This window comes from Nocardia nova NBRC 15556, from assembly GCF_001613005.1.
Classification (GTDB): Bacteria; Actinomycetota; Actinomycetes; order Mycobacteriales; family Mycobacteriaceae; genus Nocardia; species Nocardia nova.
The window spans coordinates 196837-222289 of the sequence record NZ_BDBN01000001.1 but is presented as its reverse complement, the minus strand read 5'-3'; the positions used below and the strand labels follow the sequence as shown (position 1 = coordinate 222289).

At 66.7% G+C, this 25453-nt stretch carries 24 protein-coding genes and 1 tRNA gene; 12 read left to right on the top strand and 13 right to left on the bottom strand.

Features of this window, described 5'->3' with window-relative positions; translation table 11 throughout:
- The first annotated feature begins 81 nt into the window (after window positions 1-81).
- Both NN2_RS01005 and NN2_RS01000 read left to right on the top strand, forming a co-directional pair.
- Window positions 82-1386 (top strand): glycosyltransferase 87 family protein, encoded by a 1305-nt coding sequence (locus NN2_RS01005; protein WP_081879853.1) that lies wholly within the window; start codon window positions 82-84, stop codon window positions 1384-1386.
- 136 nt (window positions 1387-1522) lie between these two features.
- Window positions 1523-2386 carry an N-acetyltransferase gene (locus NN2_RS01000; protein WP_063009401.1) on the top strand — a complete coding sequence of 288 codons (864 nt, stop codon included), beginning with the start codon at window positions 1523-1525 and terminating at the stop codon, window positions 2384-2386.
- Between the two features lie 22 nt (window positions 2387-2408).
- Here NN2_RS01000 and NN2_RS00995 read toward each other — a convergent pair whose 3' ends face one another.
- The gene (locus NN2_RS00995; RefSeq protein WP_063009399.1) at window positions 2409-3233 is read right to left on the bottom strand and encodes an alpha/beta fold hydrolase; all 825 of its coding nucleotides are present in this window, start codon (window positions 3231-3233) and stop codon (window positions 2409-2411) included.
- 122 nt (window positions 3234-3355) lie between these two features.
- On the opposite strand from NN2_RS00995, the gene NN2_RS00990 reads away from it, so the two are divergent.
- The gene (locus tag NN2_RS00990; RefSeq protein WP_063910627.1) at window positions 3356-4210 is read left to right on the top strand and encodes a DUF1266 domain-containing protein; all 855 of its coding nucleotides are present in this window, start codon (window positions 3356-3358) and stop codon (window positions 4208-4210) included.
- Window positions 4211-4216: 6 nt separating this feature from the next.
- Here NN2_RS00990 and NN2_RS00985 read toward each other — a convergent pair whose 3' ends face one another.
- On the bottom strand, window positions 4217-5098 hold the full coding sequence (locus NN2_RS00985; protein WP_063009397.1) for a hypothetical protein: 882 nt from the start codon (window positions 5096-5098) through the stop codon (window positions 4217-4219).
- A gap of 268 nt (window positions 5099-5366) precedes the next feature.
- Here NN2_RS00985 and NN2_RS00980 point away from each other — a divergent pair, with 268 nt between their 5' ends.
- Complete coding sequence (locus tag NN2_RS00980; RefSeq protein WP_064902079.1) at window positions 5367-6371, top strand: phosphatase PAP2 family protein; 1005 nt, start codon at window positions 5367-5369, stop codon at window positions 6369-6371.
- A 239-nt stretch (window positions 6372-6610) separates the two neighbouring features.
- Window positions 6611-8080, top strand: coding sequence for an MDR family MFS transporter (locus NN2_RS00975; protein WP_063009395.1), 1470 nt, complete (start codon window positions 6611-6613; stop codon window positions 8078-8080).
- A 55-nt stretch (window positions 8081-8135) separates the two neighbouring features.
- On the opposite strand, the gene NN2_RS00970 is transcribed toward NN2_RS00975, so the two are convergent.
- On the bottom strand, window positions 8136-9353 hold the full coding sequence (locus tag NN2_RS00970) for a cytochrome P450 family protein (protein ID WP_082856624.1): 1218 nt from the start codon (window positions 9351-9353) through the stop codon (window positions 8136-8138).
- Window positions 9354-9580: 227 nt separating this feature from the next.
- Between NN2_RS00970 and NN2_RS00965 the strand changes: the two genes are divergently transcribed.
- On the top strand, window positions 9581-10798 hold the full coding sequence (locus tag NN2_RS00965; protein WP_063009391.1) for an acyl-CoA dehydrogenase family protein: 1218 nt from the start codon (window positions 9581-9583) through the stop codon (window positions 10796-10798).
- Window positions 10799-10978: 180 nt separating this feature from the next.
- Here NN2_RS00965 and NN2_RS00960 read toward each other — a convergent pair whose 3' ends face one another.
- Window positions 10979-11359 carry a DoxX family protein gene (locus NN2_RS00960; protein ID WP_063009389.1) on the bottom strand — a complete coding sequence of 127 codons (381 nt, stop codon included), beginning with the start codon at window positions 11357-11359 and terminating at the stop codon, window positions 10979-10981.
- A gap of 129 nt (window positions 11360-11488) precedes the next feature.
- On the opposite strand from NN2_RS00960, the gene NN2_RS00955 reads away from it, so the two are divergent.
- The gene (locus tag NN2_RS00955) at window positions 11489-12205 is read left to right on the top strand and encodes a class I SAM-dependent methyltransferase (protein ID WP_063009387.1); all 717 of its coding nucleotides are present in this window, start codon (window positions 11489-11491) and stop codon (window positions 12203-12205) included.
- 78 nt (window positions 12206-12283) lie between these two features.
- Here NN2_RS00955 and NN2_RS00950 read toward each other — a convergent pair whose 3' ends face one another.
- Window positions 12284-13135 (bottom strand): alpha/beta fold hydrolase, encoded by an 852-nt coding sequence (locus NN2_RS00950; RefSeq protein ID WP_063009385.1) that lies wholly within the window; start codon window positions 13133-13135, stop codon window positions 12284-12286.
- A 206-nt stretch (window positions 13136-13341) separates the two neighbouring features.
- On the opposite strand from NN2_RS00950, the gene NN2_RS00945 reads away from it, so the two are divergent.
- Window positions 13342-13923 (top strand): hypothetical protein, encoded by a 582-nt coding sequence (locus NN2_RS00945; RefSeq protein ID WP_063009383.1) that lies wholly within the window; start codon window positions 13342-13344, stop codon window positions 13921-13923.
- A gap of 171 nt (window positions 13924-14094) precedes the next feature.
- On the opposite strand, the gene NN2_RS00940 is transcribed toward NN2_RS00945, so the two are convergent.
- The gene (locus NN2_RS00940) at window positions 14095-14712 is read right to left on the bottom strand and encodes an endonuclease domain-containing protein (protein ID WP_063009381.1); all 618 of its coding nucleotides are present in this window, start codon (window positions 14710-14712) and stop codon (window positions 14095-14097) included.
- Window positions 14713-15564: 852 nt separating this feature from the next.
- Here NN2_RS00940 and NN2_RS00935 point away from each other — a divergent pair.
- The 3 genes from NN2_RS00935 to NN2_RS35920 all read left to right on the top strand — a co-directional run bounded on the left by NN2_RS00935 (window position 15565) and on the right by NN2_RS35920 (window position 19034).
- Window positions 15565-16827, top strand: coding sequence for a helix-turn-helix domain-containing protein (locus tag NN2_RS00935; RefSeq protein WP_063009379.1), 1263 nt, complete (start codon window positions 15565-15567; stop codon window positions 16825-16827).
- A 1041-nt stretch (window positions 16828-17868) separates the two neighbouring features.
- Window positions 17869-18165: a hypothetical protein gene (locus NN2_RS00930; protein ID WP_030518204.1), complete on the top strand. Its 297-nt coding sequence runs from the start codon at window positions 17869-17871 to the stop codon at window positions 18163-18165.
- 155 nt (window positions 18166-18320) lie between these two features.
- Complete coding sequence (locus NN2_RS35920) at window positions 18321-19034, top strand: DUF3558 domain-containing protein (RefSeq protein ID WP_169812361.1); 714 nt, start codon at window positions 18321-18323, stop codon at window positions 19032-19034.
- A 41-nt stretch (window positions 19035-19075) separates the two neighbouring features.
- On the opposite strand, the gene NN2_RS00920 is transcribed toward NN2_RS35920, so the two are convergent.
- Together NN2_RS00920 and NN2_RS00915 are read right to left on the bottom strand one after the other, a co-directional pair.
- A complete protein-coding gene (locus NN2_RS00920; RefSeq protein WP_063009375.1) occupies window positions 19076-19471 on the bottom strand; it encodes a hypothetical protein in 396 nt (131 codons plus the stop codon).
- A gap of 12 nt (window positions 19472-19483) precedes the next feature.
- Window positions 19484-19987: a DUF3558 family protein gene (locus tag NN2_RS00915; protein ID WP_156511179.1), complete on the bottom strand. Its 504-nt coding sequence runs from the start codon at window positions 19985-19987 to the stop codon at window positions 19484-19486.
- A 140-nt stretch (window positions 19988-20127) separates the two neighbouring features.
- Here NN2_RS00915 and NN2_RS36840 point away from each other — a divergent pair, with 140 nt between their 5' ends.
- Window positions 20128-21060: a DUF8453 domain-containing protein gene (locus tag NN2_RS36840; RefSeq protein WP_063009371.1), complete on the top strand. Its 933-nt coding sequence runs from the start codon at window positions 20128-20130 to the stop codon at window positions 21058-21060.
- Window positions 21061-21560: 500 nt separating this feature from the next.
- Here the strand turns inward: NN2_RS36840 and NN2_RS00900 are convergent.
- The 5 genes from NN2_RS00900 to NN2_RS00880 form a co-directional block, all read right to left on the bottom strand.
- Window positions 21561-21634, bottom strand: a tRNA-Leu gene (locus tag NN2_RS00900).
- A 56-nt stretch (window positions 21635-21690) separates the two neighbouring features.
- Window positions 21691-23166 carry a peptide MFS transporter gene (locus NN2_RS00895; RefSeq protein WP_063009369.1) on the bottom strand — a complete coding sequence of 492 codons (1476 nt, stop codon included), beginning with the start codon at window positions 23164-23166 and terminating at the stop codon, window positions 21691-21693.
- 99 nt (window positions 23167-23265) lie between these two features.
- Entirely contained in the window at window positions 23266-24213 is a 948-nt protein-coding gene (locus tag NN2_RS00890) for a Ppx/GppA phosphatase family protein (protein WP_063009367.1), read from the bottom strand.
- Complete coding sequence (locus NN2_RS00885) at window positions 24206-24799, bottom strand: DUF501 domain-containing protein (protein ID WP_063009365.1); 594 nt, start codon at window positions 24797-24799, stop codon at window positions 24206-24208. Before NN2_RS00885 ends, NN2_RS00890 begins: the two co-directional genes overlap by 8 nt.
- Window positions 24796-25449, bottom strand: coding sequence for an FtsB family cell division protein (locus NN2_RS00880; protein WP_063009363.1), 654 nt, complete (start codon window positions 25447-25449; stop codon window positions 24796-24798). Before NN2_RS00880 ends, NN2_RS00885 begins: the two co-directional genes overlap by 4 nt.
- Window positions 25450-25453: the final 4 nt, after the last annotated feature.

The following is a 25453-nucleotide window of genomic DNA, read 5'->3' as shown; positions in this document are numbered from 1 at the left end:
GAATTCATGCTATCGGGTGCCTCCGGTGGAAATTCGCCCCCAGCTTCGCTCCGGCGCCCGCAGTCGGTAACCTCGTCCCGGATGGTTAGCGTCTCCACATCCGCCCGGCCGCTGTCGGGACCTCGCATGCCGGGAGCCCACCGCATCGGTCGGCTCGTCTGGCTGGTTCCGGTACTGCTGGTCGCCCTGAGCGTGTTCTGGCTGTTGCGGCCCAGCTGGCCCCTGCAGCCGATCAAGCGCGAATTCATCGACCTCCAGGTGTATCGCCTGGGCGTGCAGGCGATGTGGGACGGCGCCGATATGTACGGCAGTCTGCCGAAAACCACGCTCGGGATCAGTCTGCCGTTCATCTATCCGCCCTTCGCCGCGGTGGCGCTCGGCCCGTTCGCACTGCTGCCGTGGAATGCCGCGGCGATCAGTTTCTTCGTGGTTTCCACGCTGGCGCTGGCGATCACGCTCTATCTGGTGGCCCGCCGGGTCTGGGGCAGCGGCGGCACCGAGGTGGTGCTGTGGGCCAGCGCCTGCGCGATTCCGCTGGGCATGCTGCTGGAACCGGTGCATTCGACACTGGATTTCGGGCAGGTCAATCTGCTGCTGATGGTGCTGGTCGCCGCCGACTGCCTGCCCAAACGCACCCGCTGGCCGCGCGGCGTCCTGGTCGGCATCGCCGCGGCGATCAAACTGACCCCGGCCGCCTTCGTCCTCTATTTCCTGGTTCGCCGCGACTACCGCTCGGCGCTCACCGCGGCGATCACCGGTGCCGTCGCCACCGGCATCGCGTTCGCCCTGATGCCGCACGAATCGGTGAAGTACTGGTTCGGCGGTATGGGCAATGTCTCGGGCCTCAGCGGGTCGGCTTTCCGGACCAATCAGTCGATTCAGGGCGTGCTGTCACGCTTCCAGGTCCCCGAACCGGCCTTCACCGCCCTGTGGGCGCTGCTGAGTCTGGCGCTGCTGGTGCTGGTGGTGGCGGCGATGCGGCGCGCGGTCGCCGATCCGGCGCTGGCCCTGGCGTTCAACGCCGTCTTCACCCTGCTGGTTTCGCCGATTTCGTGGTCGCACCACTGGGTCTGGATCGCGCCGGGCCTGCTGGCCGCGGTCGGCGTCGCGACTCGGCTGCCGCGCCGGTCGGCGATGATCTGGTACGCGATCATCATCGCGACCGCGGTCGTGTTCACCATCGGCCCGCAGAACTGGGAACCCGGCGACAACAACCGCGAACTGGCCTGGACGCCGTGGCAGCATCTGGTCGGCGACACCTATGTGTGGCTGAGCGTGCTGCTGGTCGCCCTGTATGTCGTCACCGCACCGCGGCCCACGACGGCAGAACCGCTGCTGCCCGCGTCGTTGCGTTCGCTGCGCACCAAGGTGCCCACCGAGTCCTGAGCCGACACGCCGGGCGCAATCGATCGGTAAATCTCCGAGGCATCCTCCGCCGCCTGCCACCCGGCGTCGGCGACACACCACCGGCGATTTCCCAACACCCCGGTCACCCTGCACTTCCGTCGTACCGTAGATAAATATGGACGACAACACGCCGACCGCGGACGGTGATCCCACCCGCCCGGATCGGCAGCTGATCCAGCGACGAGAGCAAGCCTGGAGCAACTACCAGCAGGCTTGCGCCGATCTCGCCGGTACCCGGATCCGCGCCAATCTCGACGGATGGAAACGCTGGCTGCGCATTCTGCCCGGCGCGGCGGTCGATCAGGCCGAACGCCGCCGCGACGAGATCCGCGCCGAACTGGCGCGACATTGCGTCGGGGCCGACGACCGTCGGTGGGGCGTGCTGTCGGGCGGCGACACCGGAACCTTCGGTGGCTGTTTCGGACTCGAGCACACCATCGGTCAGCTCGCCGAGCGCTACGGCAAGGCCGATCCGCATTGGGTGCGCACCCTGCGCGAAACAGCGCGCAGGACCACCGATATCCGTCCGCTCGCCGCCGACGGTGACCGCACGGCCGTCAGCGATATCACCGATCGCGTGGTGCAAGCCGTCCGCATGGCGCCCGACGACGAGGCGCGACGCCGGCTCGTCGTGCACCTGCCCGGCGAGGTGCGCCCGGTGCCGGCGGATCCGGCGACGCTGGCCGGAGATCAGGGACCGGTCGCGGTCCAGTTCGAAATCTATGCCAGCACCGTCAAACTCGATCACATCGATGTGATTCCGCCGCTGCGCCGGATGGGCCTGGGCACCGCGACGCTGCGCCATCTGTGCCGCACCGCCGACGCCCACGGCATGCATATCGTCGCGCAGCTGGTCCCCACGTTCCGCGACGACGATTCGGCGGTCCCGATCCTGGCGCGCTGGTTCCGCGAGCAGGGTTTCGAGGTGACCGAACGCCTGGGCGGGCGGGTCGTGCGAGCACCCGCCAGCATCCCCTAGCCGGTCGTCGTGGCCGCGCCGATCACCGTGTGCGCGTGAGGAATTCACCGATCGCCGGGGCCAGTTCGGCGGCGACCGGATCGTTGCTCACGCCGGGCAGCTCCCGCAATTCGGCATTCGGGAGCACCTCGGCCATCTTCTTGGCCCCTTTGGTGAGCGCGGGGGCGGAACGATCGCCGATCAGCAGCAGGGTCGGCGCCGTGAGCGCGGCCCAGTCTTCCGGCTGAATGGTCTCACCGCGCGAAAACGGTTTCAGCACAGCGAAATCGTGGGCCGTCGAATCGGCGGTGGCGACCAGCTTCTTCCACACCGACGACATCCGCATGACCGCGACGACCAGCCCCGGCACACCCATCACCTTGGTCATGTAGTACCGGACCGCACCGCTGCGCTTGCCTGCCGCGACGCGCTCGCGCAATTTCTCCTCCGCGTCCTTGGGCGGCACGTGATCCTTCGGGTCGACCACGAACGGCGGTTCGAACGCGACCACGTCGGTGATTCCCGTGATCGCGCCCGAGCGCGCGGCCAGCAGTGCCAGGATCGCGCCCGAGCCCCAGCCGAACAGGGCGGCCGATCCGCCCTCGGCCTCGACCAGCGCGCGGATGTCGGCGATCTCGTTGGCGCTGTCGTAGACCCCCGGCGAGTCCGCGCTGTCGCCGCGCCCGCGCCGGTCGTAGTTGAGCACGCGCAGGCCGTAGTTCTCGGCCAGCGCCTGCGCCAGCTCGACGGTGTTGGGGACCTGCCGATAACCGAAAGCGCCGCTGATCAGCACGACGGTTCCCGCACTGCCGGAACCGATCCGGTCGAAGGCGATGGTGGTGCCGTCCTGCGACGTCACGGTCTGCATGTCCTACTCCTTCGCGGGCCGGGTTCGGTTCGAAAGTACGCGATGGGTTCACGAGCTCCGGCGGGGCCGGTCGGTAGGCTCGCACGGACAGTATTCACGGGCGAGGGGGTGCAGTGGTGACGATGGTCGCCGGACCGCACGGACTGCCGCGCGTCAGCGGATTTCCGAGTTCGGATTTCGATCCCGGCTCGGACAAATGGTCGGGTGTCGCGATCGGCGAGGATCGCATCCGGGCGCTGGCGATCGGGGCGTACTACGGCCGCAGCTGGAGCTCCTACAACGACACCGTCGCCTTCCAGCCGGAACACCCCGGAAGTTCGGAGACCCGGCGCGAATCCACCATCGAGGGCCTGCACGAATCGTGGGGTGTCGACAACGCCGAGGATGCGCGCGACACCATCGGCCGACTGCTGAGCGGGATGCACGCACCGCTGTTCGCGATGGTGCATCCGCTGGCGACCGCGGCCGCCCAGGACACCACCCGCGTCGACCGCACCGGCCTCGCCGACAGCCACCGCGAATTCCTGCACACCGTGTCCGAGGTGCGCGGCTACCGTGGCGTCAACGGCATCGACCGCGATTACGACGCCTGGTTGCAGGCCATCAAATTCGGCATCGTCGACCGGCTACCGCAACCGCTCAACACCGATGCCACCGCCTGGGACCTCTCGCGCATCGTCTTCATCGCCCGCGCCGCGCACACCGCCGGATATCTGGACGAGGACGAGGCGTGGACGCTGCTGGGCCGCGCGCTCGCCAAAGCCCAGCAGCACTACCGCAATTGGCGGCAGTTCGCGGCCGGCTTCCTCACCGGCGCCATCTTCTGGGCGGCCACCCAGGACCTCGCCGCGGCCAAGGAGCAGGTCGACGAACGCCGCTGGATGATCCGCGGCCTGCTGATGCGTCCGTCGAGTCCGTGGCGGCGGGTGGCGCTGCATCCGGGCGCGCCGGTATTCGGCCTCTCCCCGTTCCACTGACGGCGGTTACTGCGGCATCGCGCGCAGAATGCCGATGCCCTCCCATTTGAACTGCTCGGTGTCGACCATGCCGAGTTTGCGCCGCTCCACCAGCAACTGCCATTCGCCGAACAGGTCCAGCGACGACGGACGCGCCATCACGATGGAACCGTCGACATGTTCGATCTCGCAGGCCAGCCGCACGGCACCGTCGACGCGCAGCAGATCCTCGGCCTCGGTGGAGACGAATTCCAGATCCGTGTTGCCGTCCGAAACGCGCAGCGTCGCCACCGATCCGGGCGGCGCGGCCACATCGGTGCGATCCAGCGCGGCCACCGGGAATTCGTAGGTGGCCCCGGCCGATACGAACAGCAGCCGCAGGGTGGTGATCACCACCAGCCCCGGCGCCCCGCGATGGCCGCACGGTGCGCATTCGAGGACGTATTCGTCCGGTCGGGCGTAGGCGTGCAGGGCCGCCAGCTCCCGCGCGCACATTTCCGGGGTGCGCATCCGCTCGGCCGCGCGCGACACGTCTGGACGGATCGGACCGTACTGCCCCGGAACCGGCCGGGGCGGGGTCAGATTCGGCCGCTGCCGCACGATGCGCCGCATCTCGAGCAGATCGTCGCCGATCGCGCGGACCAGTGTGGCGGCCTGCGTGAACACCTCGGGTTCGAGGAAGATCGTCGCCGGATTGCGCCGGGTGGCAACGCCTTTGATCACATAGTCCGGCGCCCGGAAATACAGCAGGATCAGCAGGTCACCGCTGTCGGCCTCGGCGAGGCAGGCGTCACGCAGATCGCAGACCCGCACATCCATGGCGACATCGTCGTCGACGCCCAGCGGCGTGGTGGTGATCCGCCCGTCGGCATATCTGACCGCGGTCCGACGCCCCCACACCTCCAGCACTGCCGCATCCTCCCCATCCGACCCGGTGAGACCTCATCGGGGACGGATTCTACCGAGAGACCCCCGCCGTTCCGGGTATCCGGCGAACGCCGATCAGAGGTTTCCGGCGAACATGCTCGCGAGTCCGGTGGCGGTCGCCACGGCGGTGCTGCCCGTGCTGAGTGCGGCGATGAGAAGTGCGTATGTGCTACTCCGGGACACCACATTCCCCGACACGCGAACCGGATGGATGTGTCCGGCCCGTGAATGTGGGTGGCACACTGGCCGAATGCTCGGTGTACAGCCGGAGACAACCGAAATCGCGGAGCCGACCAGCCAACGGCGGCTGATCCGCTACGCCGTGCGGTTCGCTTACCTGGCAGCACTGGTCGCGGCCTTGATCACCGGAGCACTACCCGGTGGCCGCGTGCAGGAAGCCGCGTGGATGATCGGCGGCGTTCTCGCCTTCACCGTCGACCGGCCCTGGCGCGAGCACATCCGGGTACTGACCGACTGGCTGCCGCTGATCGCGGCGCTCATGGTCTACGACTACACCCGCGACCTCGCCGACAAACTCGGCATGCCGCTGCGCATGCACGAACTCGTCACCGCCGATCGCTGGATGTTCGGCGGCACCCTGCCGACGATCTGGTTGCAGGACCATCTGGCCGGCGACGGCCAGCCCTCGTGGACGCCGATCATCGGCGTGGTCTACACGACGCATTTCATCCTGCCCTGGGCGGTCGCGGCGATCTTCTACGTCTACTCCCGGCCGCTGTGGGTCCGGTATATGCGCCGGATTCTGCTGCTGTCGTATCTGGCGCTGGTCACCTATGTGCTGGTGCCCGCGGCGCCGCCCTGGTACGCGGGGCGCGAAGGCGCCATCCCGGAACACGTGCGGCGCATATCCGGTTTCGGGCTCGGCGTGGTCGATCCCAACGTGAGCGCGCAATGGCTCGAGGACCACGGCAACTACGTCGCCGCCGTGCCCTCGCTCCACACGGCGTTCTCGGTACTGGTGGCCGCGACGCTGTGGCCGCTCACGCGGCACTGGTGGCTGCGCGCGATCCTGGTGATCTATCCGTGCGCGATGGGCTTCACCCTCGTCTACGGCGGCGAGCACTGGGTCTTCGATGTGCTGCTCGGCGGCGGGTACACGGCGTTCACGATCCTGATCACGCGCCTGTGGGAGAACTGGCGGGCGGGGCGGGCACTGTTCGGTCCGCTGCCCGCGACCGGCCGGGGTGACGGGTCGGAGGCCGTGGTGCCCGCGGCCCAGGCCACCACGGTGTGACGAGCGTCTCTCCCCTGCGCGCCCCACGGAACAGGCGCAGGTGAGCAGTCGTTTCTCGCGGCTATCAGTGCGGTTCGGCGCGAAAAACCACGTGCTCACGTGTCCGGTTCACCGGAATACTTGCGCGGCACCGATGAGTTGAGTGGGTCACGGTCGTCAGGTCTGGTGTGGCGTTCGAGGCACAGAGGAGTGGCTCGACGTCGGTCGGACATTCTGCGTCGCAACACCCGGAGGTACACATGCCCGCCGAACCAGTCCATCACCCGGCCGGACGAAGAACCCCCGCGGTGATCCGGCTGCTGGTCCTCGCGACCTTCGTGGTGATCCTCAACGAGACCATCATGATCAACGCGATCCCCCGCCTGATGACCGATCTGCACGTCACCGAGCGGTCCGCGCAGTGGGTGTCGACCGCGTTCATGCTCACCATGGCGGCCGTCATCCCCGTCACCGGATGGTTCCTGCAGCGTGTCACCACCCGCCGCGCCTATGCGCTCGCGATGGGCGTGTTCCTCGCCGGCACCCTGTTGTCGGCCGCGGCGCCGTCGTTCGCGGTGCTGCTCGTCGGTCGCGTCGTACAGGCCGGTGGCACCGCGGTGATGATGCCGCTGCTCATGACGACCCTGATGACCGTGGTGCCCGAACACGATCGCGGCCGGGTCATGGGTAACGTCACCCTCGCCATCTCGGTCGCTCCGGCCATGGGTCCGGTCATCTCCGGCCTGGTACTCCAGATCGGTTCCTGGCGTTGGCTTTTCCTGCTGGTGCTGCCCATCGCCGGTGCGGTGACCTTCTTCGGCCTGCGGAAACTGGAGAACGTCGGCGAACCCGAGAGCGGCGCGATCGATTGGGCCAGTGTTGTTTTCGCGGCCCTCGGCTTCGGCAGCCTGGTCTACGGCCTCAGCCGGTTCGAGGTGGGCAACATCGTGATCCCGGCGCTGATCGTCGCCGCCGGCGTGGCCTTCATCGCGGTGTTCGCCGCCCGCCAGATCCACCTCCAGCGCACCGGATCTCCCCTGCTCGATCTGCGAATCCTGTTGTCCGGCACCTACACCAAGGCACTCGTGCTGATGGCGGTGGCCTTCCTGGCGATGATGGGCTCGATGATCCTGCTGCCGCTGTACCTGCAGAACCTGCGGTCGCTGTCACCGCTGGAAACCGGTCTGCTGGTGATGCCGGGCGGATTGGCGATGGGTCTGCTGGGGCCGACGATCGGGCGCCTGTTCGACCGCTTCGGCGGGCGCATGCTGGTGATTCCGGGTGCGGTCGGCATCGCGGCGGCCCTGGCCGGCTTCACCCGCATCTCGCTGACCATGCCGTACTGGCAGTTGCTGGCGCTGCACATCCTGCTGATGGTGTCGCTGGCCGCGGCCTTCACCCCGGTCTTCACCCTCGGTCTCGGCGCGCTGCCGCAGCATCTGTACTCGCACGGCAGCTCGATGCTCGGCACCCTGCAGCAGGTGGCCGCGGCGTTCGGCACCGCCCTGGTGGTCACGGTGATGACCGCCCGCGCCACCACCCTCACCGATCGCGGGATCGCACCGCTCGTCGCCCATCTGTCGGGTATGCGGCTGGCCTTCGGGATATCCGCCGGCCTGGCGCTGATCGTCATCGTGATGGCGGTGCTGCTGCCCAACCGCTCGGCCTCCTCGGAGGCGGTCGTCCTCGACTCCGAGGATGTCGAGGACACCGAGATGATCCGCGGCTGACCACGGCCCGAAACGCCCGCGAGACAACCGGTCTCGCGGGCGTCGTCGTGTCGGCTCAGCCGCGATCGGCGCCGGGACGAACCGGTATCGACACCGGCCCCACGGTGAAGAACGAAGGCGTATAAGGGATTTCGGCGGGATCCACGGCGAGACTCAGGTCCGGGAACCGCCGGTACAGGCTCGCCAGCCCGAGCCGGCCCTCCAGCCGGGCCAGCGGTGCGCCGATGCAGTAGCGCGGTCCGTGCCCGAATCCGAGGTGCGGCCGCGGCGGGCGGGTGATGTCGAATTCGTCGGCGGTCTCACCGTGCTGCGCGGTGTCCACTCCGGTGGCTTGGTAGACGACGCCGACCGCCTTGCCCTTCGGAATCGGAACCCCGTCGATCGTCACGTCCTGCAGCGTGAATCGGAAACTCGTCATCATCACCGAGTGCCGGTAGCGCAGCGTTTCCTCTACGACGTCGGCCCACCGATCCTCCGCCTTCACCAGGGCCAGCTGGTCGGGATGCCGTCCCAGCGCGACGACCGCGTTCCCGATCAGGTAGACGGTGGTTTCGTGGCCGGCGATCAACATCAGCCACAGAATGGCGACCAGTTCGTCCGTGGTGAGCCGATCGCCCTCGTCCCGCGCCCGGACGAGATCGGAGGTCAGATCGTCACCGGGCTCGCGCTGCTTGCGCTCGACCAACTCGTAGAGATAGCCGCGCAGCGCCACCTGCGTCGAGAACGCCTCCTCGGCCGAAATCTCTTGTGACAGTGAGGTCAACGTCCACTGCCGCAGCTGCGCCCGCTCCGATTCCGGTACGCCGAACAGCTCGCTGATCACCGCCATCGGCAGCGCGTCGCAGAACGCCGGCACCAGATCGACCGGATCCCCCGCGGCCGCCACACCGTCGAGCAGGCCGTCGATGATCGCCTGGATCCGCGGCTCCAGATCCCGTACCCGAGCCGGAGTGAATCCCTTCCCGACCAGGCCGCGCAGTCGCCGATGGTCCGCACCGTCCTTGGTCGACAGATGATCGCCCTGCACGATCGCCCGGAACGGCCAGTCCTCGGGGATCGAGCCGTCGTAGAGGGCGGGCCAGTGTTTCGGATCCCGGGCGAAGGTCTTGTTGTCGCCGGCGAGGATCTCCTCGACCGCCCGATGGGAGAGCGCGAGGTAGGCCGGAACCCCGCCGGGGAAGTCGACTTCGACCACCGGAGCGGTCTTGCGTAGGCGTAGGCAGGTATCGAGGGGGCGTTCGTTCGCATCGGGAAAAGCAGGTCGGTTCGTCATCACGGAACCCTTCGACTGTCGACGTGCCTGCGCACGCGAGGGATGAGACCTGTTGCCCGCGAGATCATCTCAGAATCGCGGTGCCGCGGGAGCCGGTCGAGCACCACCGGTGGGGAGAGTCGATTCCCTTCGGCTCGGGTCGCGCGCGACGACGCGGCGGCACTTCCGAATTAGAACGTGTTCTATATTCGAGACGACCGTTCCGGCGATACTCGGGAGTTGACGACATGTACAAGTGGTCCGACGAAGATCTGATGCTTCGCGACGCCGTGCGCGGCTTCATCAAGAAGGAGATCGAACCGCATGTCGACCGGCTCGAAAGCGGGGCACTGCCGCCGTTCGACATCATCCGCAAGCTCTATGCCACCTTCGGCCTCGACGAGATGGCGCGCGAGGGGCTGGCGAAATCGCTGGCCCGCGAGGAAGCCGGAACGCCGGGGAAGTCCGGCGGTTTCAGCGGTTCCGGCAGTATGGGCGTCATCCTCAACAGCGAGCTGGCCGGAGTGAGCCTGGGCCTCGTCGCGTCGATGGGCGTGAGCCTCGGCCTGGCCGTCGGCACCATTCGCAGCCGCGGCACCCTCGCGCAGAAGAAGCGCTGGCTGCCCGAGCTGGTGACGTTCGAGAAGGTCGGCGCCTGGGCGATCACCGAACCCGATTCCGGCTCCGACGCATTCGGCGGTATGAAGTCCTACGTCCGCCGCGACGGCGAGGACTACATCCTCAACGGCCGCAAGACCTTCATCACCAACGGCCCGTACGCCGACGTGACCGTCGTCTACGCCAAACTCGACGAGGAGGACGGCACCGATCGCCGCGACCGCAAGGTGCTGACCTTCGTCCTCGACAAGGGCATGCCCGGTTTCGTGCAGAGCGCGCCGTTCAAGAAGATGGGCATGAATTCGTCCCCCACCGGCGAATTGGTCTTCGACAACGTCCGCCTGACGCCCGACCGCCTGCTCGGCGAAACCGAGAATCCCGCCAAAGGCGACGGCAAGGACAGCGCCAAGGAATCCTTCGCCGCCGAACGCATCGGCATCGCCTCCCTGGCGCTGGGCATCATCAACGAATGTCACCGGCTCTGTGTCGATTACGCGAAATCGCGCACGCTGTGGGGCAAGGAGATCGGCCACTTCCAACTCATCCAGCTCAAGCTCGCCGAGATGGAAGTCGCCCGGATCAACGTGCAGAACATGGTCTTCAACGCCATCGAACGCACCGCGGCCGGCGAATCCGTCTCTCTCGCCGAAGCGTCCGCCATGAAGCTCTACTCCTCCCGCGCCGCCACCGAGGTCGCCATGGAGGCCGTCCAGCTGTTCGGCGGCAACGGCTACATGTCCGAGTACAAGGTGGAACAGCTTGCCCGCGACGCGAAGTCGCTGATGATCTACGCCGGCAGCAACGAAATCCAGGTCACGCACATCGCGAAGGGCCTGTTGAACGCGTGACCCGCAGGCCCCTGCCGCACCACCGGCAGGGGACTGGGATCCGTTGCGCCCGGCTTCGGCACCGAACTTTTCGTGCAAACCTCGGCGAGAATGCGAGAAAACCGCGCGATCGGGCGCGGTTTGCACGATCAGTTCACCGCCGGGCCACGGACCCGGTCCGCGTGACCGGGGCCCTCCGCGTCAGATGCGCTGGTCCGCGAGCTGCAACACCAGGCAGGCGATGGCCAGAGGCAGGAACAGCCCCACGGCCAGATAGAAGGTCTGCGCATAGTCGGCGACGCGGATGTGGGTATAGGCCGCGCAGACGAAGTAGAGCACCAGGCCGATCGCGGCGGCCGTACCCACATACGGCACCCCGAGCACACCCAGCAGCAGGCCGGCCGCACCGGCGAGCTTCAAGGTTCCGATCGGAAAGGTGAGCCAGGACTGCGGAATCCCGGCGGTCTCCATCGCGGGCGCCAATGTGGCCATGACCGGGGTGAATCGGGTGACGGCGGCGACCCCGGAGAAGGTGTTGGCGGCGATGGTGACGAGCATGACGGTCAGATAGGCGACGAACATCGGAGCCTCGCTCGGTCGACAATTAATACGGTTTCCCAACTATATCGTTTTCATACGATATGGGATAGAGTGGATTCGTACGCCGAGCAGTCGCCACGGCGACGCTCCCATCCGAGCGGAGGACCGCACATGTCCGATGACCTCTCCGTCTCCGGAATCGATCCCACGACGGTCGATTTCGAGCAGCTCTACAGCGGCGCCGCCCTGGCCCCCGGCCTTCGACTGGAGAAACCACCGTGGGATATCGGCCGCCCGCAACCGCTGCTCACCGCCATGGAACGCGCCGGCCGGATCACCGGCGAGGTGCTCGACGTCGGCTGCGGCCCGGGAGACACAGCCATCCACCTCGCCGAACTCGGCTACCGAGTGACAGGTCTCGACATCGCCCCCACCGCGATCGACCAGGCCCGCAGCCGCGCCGCGGGCCGCGATCTCCCCGTCACCTTCGCCGTCGCCGACGCGACCACCCTCGCGGGCTACGACAGCCACTTCGACACGGTGGTGAGCAGCGCCCTCCTCCACTGCCTCTCCCCCACCCAGCGCCGCTCCCACATCGCCGCCCTCGCCCGAGTGACGAAGCCGGGCGGCCGCCTGATCCAATTCAGCTTCGCCACAACGGAACACGCGCGGCTGTACGCGCCTTACCCGCTGTCCGAGCCCGAACTACGCAGCGAATTCACCACACCGGACTGGAACATCGCGACCCTGAGACCGGAGTTCATCGAGGCAGTGAATCCGCCGGAGGAGATCCGGAAACTGTTTGCCTCGAAGGGTTTTCGTCCAGACGTGGACGAGACCGGTGGGCTGCGCCTTCCCGTTCACTTGCTGGAGGCGCGGCGGGTGTAACCGATCCGGGTCTCGGACGAGGGGCGGCGCTCGGGTCGAGCCGGCCGGCTGCTCCCGGCTGCCTCGGCCGACCGTCGCTCAGTGGGAGTCCCGGGCCGCCTGTTCGATCACCCCGGCCACCACATCGGGCTGGGACACCGCGACAGAGTGCGATGCGGCTACCTCGGTCACATGGGCGTGGGCGCGTTCGGCCATGAAGCGCTGGGCCGCAACCGGGATGTTCTTGTCCTCGGTCGTGATCACATCCCAGCTGGGCTTCTCGGTCCACGCGGCGACCGCGGCCTTCTCCTCGAGCGCGGACTGTGCGATCGGCCGCTGCGTCGCCGCCATCAGGGCGGCGCGGTCCGGGGCGACGTCGGCGGCGAACTGGTCACGAAACTTGTCCTGCTGAATGTAGAGGTCTGTGCCGGTGCTGCCGTCGATATTCGTGATCGGCACGGGATCGAGCGTGCCCGGCAAGGTGGAACCTGGGAACCGATTGGTCAATCCCAGTGCTGTTTCCCCCGTCGCCGGCAGGAACGCCGCCACATAGACCAGGCCCTTGACCTGATCATTCCCGGCACCCGCCGCACTGATGACCGACCCGCCGTAGGAATGCCCGACCAGAATCACCGGCCCGTTGATATGGCTGATCAAGCCACGCAACCCGGTGGCGTCCGCGGCGGGCCCGCGGAGCGGATTCGCCGCGGCGACAACGGGATAGTGGTCAGCGCGCAGCTTCTCTATGACACCGTCCCAGCTGGAGGCGTCCGCGAACGCGCCGTGCTCCAGCACGATCGTCGGTTTCGGCGCATCCTCGCCGGGACCGGCCTGGGATGTCGTTTCGGCAGCGCAGGCAACGACCACACTCCCCGCGACGACAACCGCCGCGACCGCCGAAACCGTCCGGACAACGCGCCGCCGCGTGCGGCCACGTCCGACTACGACCATGTGATTACGCCCTTCGAACGAGTGGTGCGGATATGCGATCCACTCTGCGTGGCCGGCCCGCAGCCAGGCATCCGTCGGATGACGCTGTCGGCGACGTAATCAGCCCCGGCCCCCGCGATTACGTCGTCATCAGCGTCATGCGACGGATGTCGCCGCCGGATTCCCGGACGACAGTGAGTTCTGTCGTTCCAACCGAGGAGAATCCGATGAGTACCCCCACCCTCGCTACCGCGAAAACCGAACGCGCCGCACTGATCCGCCTGTACGTGAGCCGCGGCGTGCTCGCCCTCGCATGGGCCGCCGTCTTCGCCGCCGCACACGAAACCCTCGATGCCCTCGCCGTCGCCTTGCTGGCGGCGTACCCGTTGATCGACGCCGTCTCGTCGCTGATCGACTACAAGGGGACCGATGCGGGCCCCGAACGCCGGGTAACGGCCTTCAACGCCGCCCTGAGCACCCTGGCAGCCGTCGCGGCCGGTACCGCCGCAATCACCGGCGGCGTAGGCCCAACCCTCGCCACCTTCGGCGCGTGGGCGGTCCTCTCCGGTGCTGCCCAGGTCGCCGTCGGCCTGTACCGCCGCGGACCCGAACTCGGCAAACAGTGGCCGATGCTCATCGCCGGCGGCCTGTCGTTCCTGGTGGGCCTGTTCTACATCGGCCAATGTTTCGGTGACGCACCGACATTGGATGTGTTGTCGGTATACGCAACCGGTGGCGGCGTCTTCTTCATCGCCCAGGCCGCGCTCCTGGTCTGGAAGGGACGATCGACTCCGGTTGTCGCCGAGTGATCCTCCGCGACTCCAGCCCTTGCTCACGTATCCGCACCCGATGCTCCGGATACGTGGGCAGACCCGCGTGGCGGATGCGGGCGGAATTCCTTGCGCGGCGCCGCGGGTTATCCGAGCGCTGTCCGGCCGGATGGATGAGCCAAGGCGTATCAGATGGCAAAGTGGTCCGCACTATCTGCGGCTTCTGCGCCTGCGTCGAATCACCCGCGCGGCCTCCTCGACGCACGCATCGAGGTACCTGTTCACATCGGCGGCGGCATATCGCAACACGAACCATCCGGCGCCCAGCAGGGCATTCTGACGCCGCCGATCAAGTCGGAATGTCAGTGCATCGCTGTGGAATTCACGACCGTCGATCTCGATGATCGTCCGCGACCGTTCATCGACGAGATCACCGATGTACTGTCCGATCGGCTGATTCAGGAGCAGACGAAGACCGCGCCGCGCCAGCGCGCGAGCGAACATTCGCTCCGGCTCCGAGGCGGCATCGAATGCGGCGCAACGCAAATGCTCCCGCAAATGCGCCGAGCCGTACTGGCCGGCGGTCAGGTCCGACAAGGCGGGGGCCACCGCACGGGCATGGTTGTCGACCATGCGGCCCGCCTCGGCGGCGGGCAGGATCGGCAGACAATCGAGCAACGTGCGGGACCGAGTTGTCACCGCAAACCCCCAGGCCTCATCGATCCAGTCGGACCGTAAATTGCGCCGGATCAACCGAAGCCACTCCGGCGTCGCTCGATACCGCGCCCGAGGCACAGTCGCCTCGACCGATTCGGGTTCCGGCAACATTCCCCACAACCACGCCGCAGTGCGATGACTCAACACCGCCTCCGGCAACCATGCGATCACCGCCTCACACCTGGTGCGCTGGGTAACCCTCCCGACCGCATAGATCCCCGGCAACACACGTGTGTATTCCCCGCGGCGACAGCGAGCGGTGATCGTGGCCGCCGAGACTTCGCGCATCAACTCCGCCCTGGTTCGAATCACGGTCACCGATGATTCCGGCTCGGTGACAGGGGGATCCGAAGCTCACCTGGTCGAACGGCAGACCTGTGAATCAGCACGCGCCTGTGGATGGGGCGAACAAATCGAGCAAACCTCCGCAAGAATGCGAGAAAACCGCAGAATCAGGGTCGGTTTGCACGATTAATTCACCGTTCCTCGACGGTTGGAGCCGTGCAAGGAGTTCGGCCGGACCATGAAATCACCACCGACCGACTTCCGTACCGGCCGTTAGCGACGTCACGGACGATCGCAGAGCAGACAAGCGCACGATGTCCCTGACAGTCTCTTCCGCAATATATTCGCCACCTGCCGGCCTACATGAAGCTTTCCGGCCAAATGGGCGCCTTACCGCCGGGCTGGCGTCCGGATGTTCTCCATGCCTGAGCCTCAGCTGTCCGAACTCATCGAAGTGCAACCGCGCCCGCACGCCGCTGGATCGGCCTCCGGCGCGAAGTCGACAGGTGTTGCTTCGCGCTAACCAGCCCCGGCTCATCCGCCTGCCCCAACACCGCTGGGACCGGACAGCCGGAGCCGTGGTACCGCGACGCGCGGCTTCGAAGCGGGGCCTCACGATCCCCGCGCATATCAACGGTCTTACTGCACGAACGAGCCGCTGGTCGTAGCGTGGTAACCATGGGTGTGGGGCAGAAATACGACGACAGCGGCATCCCGCCGAACGACCTCGGCCGCCGCCTGCGCGAAATCCGCGCCTGGCGCGGCCTGAGCCTCGAAGCCGCCGCCGGACTCGCCGGAATCTCCTACGGATACCTCGGAAAGTTGGAGCGAGGCGAGAAGTCGCTGGAGAACCGGCGCACCCTCGAGGCGATCGCGGCCGCACTACGCGTGGCGCCGAGCGAGTTCTCACCGGTGCCATGGCAAGCCGAGCACCCGAGCGCCAACGATGCGGCCTATGCCGGACTGGTCGCGATCGAAAACGTGCTCGACATCTTCGAACTGGGTGAAGACCCCGGGCTACCGATGCGGGAGTGGCCGGCCATCGCTGCGGACATCCAGCGGCTGATCGGACTGTCGCAGGGCACAGCGGATTACGCTGCGCAGGCGGAGTTGATGCCGAAGCTGCTCGGTGAACTGCATGCGGCTTATGTCCGTTCTCCCGTACATCGACGCGAAACCCTGATCGGGATGATCTGGTGCTATGCAGCTGCGATGTGGACGAGTAAGCGCCTCGGCGGCCGCGGCCTTCCTCTGCTGGCAGCCAAAGAGGCGCAGCACTGCGCCGAGGCTCTGGAATCGCCTGCATGGCAGGGATTCACGGCATGGCTGCGCGGAGACGCAACAGGCGGATTGTCACGGCCGGAACAGTATCGGCGCGCCGTGCGCGTGGCCGACGAGTTGCGCCCACATCTCGATGACGATGATGTCGTGCAGGCGTACGGGATGCTTCATCTGTCCGCGGCCCTGGCAGCAGCCGTACAGGGCGATCGAGACACCGCCGAAACACATCTCGGCGAGGCCGACGATATCGCTCGACGCCTCGATACGGAGGTGGGCTCGTTCGGACATATGTTCTTCGGTCGCGCGAATGTCGGGATCTGGAAGGCCACGATCGGGAACGAATTCGGCGACAGCAGGAAGGTGGCCGATCAAGCGCACCGGGTGAACGTGGCTGCGCTGCCGAGCGCTTCGAGGCAGGCCGAATTCCACATGGAGATCGGCCGAGCACTTCTGACGGATCGCCGCCGGCGGGAAGAAGGAATCGCCACCCTGATGCGAGCGGAACGCCTTGCACCCCAACGCGTCCACGCCGACGTCTTCGTGCGGGAAGCGGTAGCCGACCAACTCCGCGCCGCCCGCCGCGATGCCGGCGGCCGCGAACTACGCGGCCTGGCATGGCGAATCGGCATCGCCCCCGACTCCGGCGACACCCGCCGCTAACCTGCACGCCGAGCTCGAGCGTCGAGTCCGCACGCCGGCCCCTGCCCTCCTAGCCGTCGAATCCGCACGCCGAGTTCGACCGACGACCCCACATGCCACGTCCGCACGCCGATCCCACAGGCCGCAAGCAAGGTTCGAGCGTCGGGTCCGCTCGTCGACCCCACGCGACAAGTGCGAGCGCCGAGTCCGCGCGACGAGAGATCACCGTCCTCATCCGAACAGAACGCCCTAGACGCCAGTCCGGAAACCTGCGCCACAGCCGCCGCGGTGGCGAGCGAACGCATCTACGCAGACGATTTCCCCGAAAAGCAGTGGCCGACCAATTCCGCGCCGCCGCTGCGATGCCGGTCCCCCCGCGAACCACGCGGCCTCACACGGCGAATCGGCATCGCCCCGGGCTCCGGCGAGACCCGCCGCTAACCCCCGCACGCCGAACCCGAGCACTGAGCCGAAGCGCTGCCCCGGATCCCGAGTCCACGCGACGGCATCGCCCCGACCTCAGCGAGATCCGCCGCTGATTCCGCGCGCCCAACCCACACGGCGAGTCCGAGAGCGGGGCCGCGCGTCGGCCCCCGGCGCGCCTCGACCGAGCATCGAGTCCGCAGGTCATCCCCGCACGCCGAGCCCGCGCACATGGCCCGCATGCCGAGTCCGTGCACCTGGGCCCTGCACGCCGATTTCTGGCGCGACCCCGCACACCTTGTCCGAGTTGCGGGTCCGTACGCCGATCCCACACGGCGTATACGAGCGCTGCCCCCGAGCGCTCTTCCCGAGCGCATCCTCTGTCGCCCTTGTCCTTTCAGGACAGAAGGCGCGTGACTCCTCTCATACCTTGAGATACGGCCCCATCGCCGGGTCCGTAGCCGGCCGAACCCTGGCTCCTCGGCGGTGGGCGCTCTTGCCGACCGCGGGGATGGAGGGGTGCGTTATGAAAGGCTGTGACTGGATCCTGTTGCTGCTCATCGCAGCACTGCTCGGACTGACCTTCGCGTTAGCGCGCCTACCCCTGCGAGGTGAACGCCGCCGCAAGGACTCCCAGCGGTGACGCCCGCTCATCCGATCGCGCTCGGCTGGGTACATCCCGAATCCACCGCCCCGGACTGGGACACCGCCCAAGTACGCCGCCTGGCCACCCGTCTCGGCTACCGCCTTGTCTGGGCCCCGGAATCCAGCCGCATCCCCCTGGTCGACCAGGTCCGCGCCACCGGCGCCGAAGCCGTAATCGCCCCGTCCACACATCATTTCGACTTCCTCACCCTGAACGCGGTGATGATGCTCGCCGACGTCGAAACCGTCCACCCAAGGCTGTCCTTCGCCCGCTGGGCCACCAGCGGCTAACCGAAACCACAGTCTCGCAGCCGCGGTCCGCTGTCGAAGTGCCACGCGGGCGTGCCCATTGCCGCCCCCGCACACCGCACAACCAGCTGTGTTGTGCCCTGGTCGTACTCGCACCTGCACGGCACGAACACAACCTCTCGATGATAGGGAGAACAATGAAGCCCAATTTTCCTGCCCGGCGCATCGACCTCGCCGACAAGTGGGCGCAGCGCGCGCCGGCGGCAGTCGCGATCGCGATCACATGGGGCCTCGATGCGGCAGTCCGCTTCGTCCTACAAACAATCGCGGCAGCACCCAAACCGCATGGGGGCGGTCCAGTTCAGGCTGATCTGTATCCGACTGGCGGAGTAGAGGAATCAATACGGCGACATGTCATAGCGACGGCGATATGCACAGCGTTGCAAGCGGCTGGGCGCTGGCTTACCGCCGGAGCCACACCAACCGCCGAGGCAACCGCTCTGTGGGATCCGTCTACCGGCATACCCGCCGATGCCTTGCGCGCGTCGAACGTCGATGCGTCGAGCAGCGAATCCGGAATCGCCGGGGTCGAGCAGATCGGCTGGAGGATCTGCGGATGGCGCGGCCCCGAGTACTCGATCACCGTCTACTCGACCGCGCGCACCGTCGATCAGTTCGAGAACAAGCCCGGCAACGTCGATTTCACCGACGTGACGATCGCCGGCCGCAGCGGTCGGCAATTCAGGCTTGACGGAGCATCGAAACATCTCAACTGCAACGTTGTATTCGCTGCACAGCAGGGCGTCATCCAACTTCAGGTACTGATCCGCGCAGCATTGGATAATCCGCCGGAACCCTGTGAACTGCTGGCTCGAATCGGCGAGAGCCTCGTCCCATGGTTTCCGGAATAGGAAGTGCGACAAGGCAGTTCGGTCCGAATGACTCAGTCCGGCTACTTCTTCGGCGCGGGGTTCTGGTCGATGATTCCGTTCAGTGTGGTCGAGTTCGTGTAGTCCTGGCCGGTGAGCCGAGCCAGCGAAATCGCCATGACCTCCCGCATATTCTTCACGGTCTCGATGTGATCCTCCACGATCTTATCGATGGAGTTGTCATCACCCGTGGCCTGAAGTTTGAACTGTCCCTCGAGCATGTGGCCCATATCGAAATCACCGAAGCCGGAAACGCTTTGAGCTCGCAGAACATAAATGTGGAGGTCCTGCAAATCCTCGATGCGCTTGTTGCACGCAGCCAGGCACTCACGAGCCACCTGCTCGTTGTCGAGGTACAGATCACCGGACCTGGCCTCCGCTACGCGTTGCTGCCATGCCGAAAGATCACTACTTGCCATACCGCCCCCTTGCTACTTCGGAAACACCGGAACGAGCGACTCCCCAACGCTGGCCACGGTTTGGCACGGATCGATCGGATGGTCTTCGGCGAGCCGTCCGATCACCTGGAGCTGCACCGCGCCCTGCTGCGCACCGAAAACCACGTCACATTCGGTATCGCTACCCTGCCTGAACTCTGTGCCCGAACGACCAGCAATCGTCACACTCTGTTGGCCGGTATTGCCCGTCTTGTTGGCGACCTCCGAAGCGGATTTGCCGGTGGAGTAGACGGTAATCGCGTACTTTGAGCCCTTCCATCCGCAAATCTCCCATCCGTGCTGGTGAACCCCCGCGATACCGGAATCCTTTGTGCTCGGGTCCACCTGCGCGGCCGTCAACGCCGAATCGGGAATCTGCGTACACGGATCCCACACTGCCGCAGCAGCATCGCTCGTGGTCGAGGTAGCCGCACCGTCCGTAGTCGAGCTACACCCCGCTGTCATCACCGCCAGCACCGCCCCGATCGCGACCGCCACCCCTGCCACTCGTCGCTGCACCCGACGTCCTCCCGCTCGACCAACACGACCGCTACGAACCTATAGGACGCCCGCGAGCCCGGCACGGTTCCCTCATCGCCAGCGCGCGAGTTGTCAGTCCTGCTCGATACGCTTTGGACATGAGGGCTGATGCGTGGGCGGCACTGGCGGCATGGGTCACTGCGGGAATCGCTCTCGTGACCGTGATCGTTGCGGGATGGTTCGCGAACAAGCAGGTCAAAGCAGCGTTGGGGCAGATTGAAGCAGCACGTGATGCGCAGCGAAAGCAGGACGAGCAAGCCCAAACTGCGCTGGCGACACAGGCGCGACTAGCTCAAGAAACGCTGGAACATGAAGCCCGCGAGGCGCAGAAGACCCGCGACGAGCAATCTCAGCCAAATGTCGTCATGTTTACCGAGCCGAACCACACCTTCTGGGAAGATCTAGAATTAGTCGTCAAGAACTTCGGCGCAACACCGGCCTACGATGTGCGGCTATCGTTCGACACTCAACCACAGGTCAGCCCAAATCCTATGGCGCCCAGCGAGGGCGTGACCGACCTCAGCTATCCGGAAGTGATTCCGATTCTGGCTCCAGCGCAGGAATGGCGTACGAGTTGGGATTACGCGCCGGAGCGGCTTCAGGCAGAAGGACTCGCCACACGGCACGAGGGGACCGTTGCCTATACGGACAGCCAGGGCAAGCCGTATACGACGAAGGCGGTCCTCGACTGGGACACCCTGAAAGACACGATACGGATGGAGGTGAAGACAGTTCATCACGTAGCCAAGCTTCTGCAGAGGCAGAACGACCTGCTTGAGTCGATGACCAGGGCGCTGAACAACTTCGGCAGTGAGAACTCCGGCGTGTGGGTATATGCCGCTGATGCCGCTCCCGAAGCGCAGCGCCGTGAGCGGCGACAGGCGGAACGCAAACGCCACATCGAGGAGAAGCGACGCGAACGCGTCGCTCTCCGAAATCAACGACTGGCCACTACCCCGCCGACCGACGACCAAACAACGGCACCACGTTCGACGGAGCCGAATCCGGAATCGCCTGCGCCGGAGGAGTAATCGCCTTGGGCGGTTCGGGGAGCTGATTGCCTGCTCCGCTTTCCTCCTCGGGGATCCAGTCGCCGTAGGTATTCAAGGTGAGCGTGAAGGTGCTGTGCCCGAGCCACTTGACACCTGCATGAAGTGCACCTCGGCCATCAACTGCATCACCGCGAACGTATGCCGGAGGTCGTGGAGGCGGATGCCGCGCGTGGCGGGGGTAGTACCCCTAGCCGGGGCGCTCGCAGCCCTACCGCCACCAGAGCCGGGCGAAAGAGCGGCTCACGAAATCGGAGTGCACTGGACCCATCTCGGTCAGGTCGAACGCGGGCAGCGCAGCTCCCGCGTCCTGCGGTTTGCGGCCGGGCTCAAGACGACCCCCGGCGCTCTCCTGGACAACTTGCCCGCCCCCGGCGCTGACTAGGGGGCGGTCCGCCGTGGGGGTCGCATGGGGGTCGGATTTCAAGGCTCCGCAAGGCAACTGAAGGCCCCAGAAAACGCCTCTACCGGGCCGAATGAGGTGCCCCCGGTCGGACTCGAACCGACACTGTGCGGATTTTAAGTCCGCTGCCTCTGCCAATTGGGCTACGGGGGCGGCTGGGATAGCGTACCTAAGTCGTACGTCCGTCTCGGAATTGTCCGGAGATTTGCTCAGTGCACGCCTTCCATCAAGCGGCTGACCTGCGGGGCTAGGAAGTAAACGACGATTCCCACTGCGATCGCGACCAGGCCGGTGATGCCGAAGTAGGCGACTTCGTGGCTGGTGTCGTAGAACTCGGACAGGACGCCGGACATCGAGGTGCCGATGCCGACGGAGAAGAAGTAAAGGGCCATCATCTGGGCTCGGAAGGCCTCGGGGGCGAGCTGAGTGGTAACCGCGAGGCCGATCGGGGACAGCAGCAGTTCGGAGATGGCGAAGCCGGCCAGGATCACGAAGACGAGCAGGGCGGGAACGGTTTTGTCCTCGAAGCCGGCCAAGGGGACGAACAGGAGGAACGATGCGCCCATCCCCATCACGCCGTAGGCGAACTTTCGGGGCGTGGTGGGGGCTCTGGTGCCCAGGCGGGTCCACATGAGCGCGAACAAGGGCGACAGCACGATGACCCAGATCGGTTCCTCCGAGCCGATCCAGCTCGCCGGCGCGGTCCAGCCGAACAGCGTCCAGTTCATCCGCTCGTCGGAGTAGACGGCCAGCACCGTGAAGATCTGCTGGAACAGCGACCAGAACACGGCGTTGGCGATGAACAGCGGTATGAAGGCCCGCACTCGGACTCGTTCCACCGCAACCACTTTCGGACTGGTCAACATCAATCCGAAATAGAGTATCGATACCGCCGCGATCACGCCGGTGGTTACCCACGACAGATTCGACAACCGGACCAGCCCGGTCCACATCGCGACGGCGACCACCACCACGAGGACCAGCACGAAGGCGATCACTTTCCCGATCTGGCTGCGCGGCAACGGGTTCGGCACTTCCCGCCCGTGGGTACCCAGATTGCGCCGGAAGATCACGTACTGGGTGAGTCCGAGCGCCATGCCGACCGCCGCCGCCCCGAATCCGTAGTGGAATCCGAGGTGGGTCTGCAGCAGCCCGGTGATCAGCGGGCCGACGAACGCGCCCAGATTCACGCCGAGATAGAACAGCGTGAAACCGCCGTCGGCACGCGGGTCACCCTTCTCGTAGAGCGTGCCCAGCAGTGAGGACGCGTTGGCCTTCAACGCCCCGGAGCCGAGCGCGACGAGCACCAACCCCACGCCGACACCGGTCAATCCCGGCAGCACCGCCAGCGCGATATGCCCGGCCATCACGACCACGCCGCCGTAGAAGACGGTCCGCTCCATCCCGAGCACCCGGTCGGCCAGCCAGCCGCCGAGCACGGTCGACAGATACACCAGCCCGCCGTAGGCGCCGACGATGCCCGTCGCGGTGGATTTCTCCAGCCCCAGCCCGCCGTCGGTCAGCGAGTAGTACAGGTAGTACCCGAGAATGGTGAGCATGCCGTAGAACGAAAACCGTTCCCACAGCTCGACTCCGAACAAATTGACCAGCCCGATGGGATGGCCGAATATCGTGCGTGTCTCCGGCGACGCCTGCTCTCCCGGGACGGGTTCCACCCTGCTCATGAGACGCAATTGTCCAGCAACGAGGGACACCGATCGCACAAAACGCCGATCACGCGGGGATGTCGCGGCACCCTCAGGCGGCGCCGCCTCCGGCCCGCCTCAGGCGATCGACAGCGCGATCCCGTCGAGAATGTCGTGCTCGCTCACGATCAGCTCGGAGATCCCCGCCCGGCGCGCCAGCTCGTCGGCCAGCACCTCGGTGATCACCGCACCGCCGCCGATCACGTCGACCCGGCCCGGATGCATGGGGCCGAGAGCGGCGCGTTCGTCGTGGTTCATCCCGATCAGACGGTGACAGACCTGGCGGAGCTGATCGAACGTGAGACGGGTCAGATGCACCCGATCCGAATCGTATTCGGGCAGGTCCAGTGCGACCGCGGCGATCGTGGTCATGGTGCCGGCCACACCGACCCAGGTGCGGGCGCGTTCGACCGGAACCACGCCGAAGGCCTGGGCCAGCTGCTGTGAGGCGATGAATCGCGCGGACGCGACCTCCTCGCCGGTCGGCGGATTACCGTGCAGGCAGCGTTCGGTGATCCGCACACAGCCGATGTCGGCCGAGTACGCCTCCTGCACGCCGGAACTGTCGCCGAGCACCACCTCGGTGGACCCGCCACCGAGATCGACGACCACGAACGGCCCTTCGGCACTGGACAATTCGCCCACCGCGCCCGCGAACGAGAGCCGCGCCTCCTCGTCGCCGGTGATCACCTCGGCCTGGGCGCCCGGCACCACGCGGCCCAGTTCCACTCCGGTCATGGCGAAGAAGTCGTCGCGGTTGCGTGCGTCGCGGGTGGCGCTGGTGGCGACCATCCGCACCCGGCTCACCCCGGTCTCGATCATGCGGTCGACGTAGTCGTGCAGGGCGACGCGGGTGCGTTCGATCGCTTCCGGATTCAGTTCGCCCGTGGCGTCGACGCCCTTGCCGAGTCGCACGATCCGCATTTCGCGGTGCACGTCGGTGAGGTGGCCGTCCGCGCCGACATCGGCGATCAGGAGCCGGATGGAATTGGTGCCGCAGTCGACGGCGGCAACCCGGTCACTCATCACTGTCTCCCGCATCGGTATTCGATTGGTACTGCTCGTATTTCGGCCAGTCCTGCGGAATCGCGGTGCCGCGCAGTCCGGTATCGGCGGCCAGCGCGACGGCCTCGTCACCGAGCGGATTCAGCCCCGGGCCCTTGGCCAGCGAATGCGCGATCAGCACGTGCAGGCATTTGACCCGCTCCGGCATCCCGCCACCGCTGAAATCCGTTCCCAGCGACTCGATTTCGTCGCGCTCGGACAGGTAGCTCTCGTGCGCGGCGCGGTAGGCGGCGGCCAGTTCCGGGTCGGCGGCCAGGCGTTCGGTCATCCCGCGCATCAGTCCGGCGGCCTCTTGCCGGCTCGCCTCGGCGGTCAGGCGCGGATCGGTGAGGTAGTAGAGCGTGGGGAACGGGGTGCCGTCGGGCAGGCGCGGCGCGGTCTTCACGACCGCCGGTTGGCCGTCGGGCGTGCGATAAGCGATCGCGAGGACCCCGCGTGGCTCACGGCCGAGCTGGCGGGCCACGATCTCGAGATCCGCCTCGGCGGGCGTACCCTGCTCGGCACGCGCCTCGCCGGTCGAGGGCTCGGGCGTAGCGGGGTCGGTCACCGGGGTTCTCCTTCAGGATCGGGCGGGGGCGGTGGAGGGGGCGGCGGGGGCGCCGGCGTGGCGGTGGGGGTGGGCTGGGGGTTGGACATACTGCGCCACAGCTGGGTGTACCAGGGGTCGGGGCGGCGCGCCTGACTCGTCGGCACCGGTACCGCGGGCTGCTCGATGCCGGGCACCTGCACGATGTAGGCGGTGTCGCCGGGCATCACCAGGCGCAGCCGGTCGCGGGCCTCGGAGCGGATGTAGGCGGGATCTTCCTGTTGTGCGCGGCGGTCGCGCAGCCGCGTCAGATCGTTTTCCAGATCGCGGCGCTGTTCGGCCAATTGCACCGATTCGGAACGCTGACTGAAATACGTGCGCATCGGTACGGCGAGGGTCAGCGCGAGCGCGCACAGCACCGCGGCCAGAATGACGGCCCGCCCGGTCGACAGCCCGAAAATCCGGCGATCGTGGCGATCCTCGGACTTCTTCGACTTCGCGCGCGTGGTGCGCGGTTCGGATTTCGTGCCGGCCGGGCGTCGTTGCGCGGCCCGTTTGCCGGCGGACGTGCGCGCGGAGCCGTTCGCGGTCCGCTCGGGCCGGGGCGACCGCGTCGAGCGGCGGTCACCGCGTCCTGCCGGACTGGTACCGCGCGCCCGTCGCTCCGTCATCCCC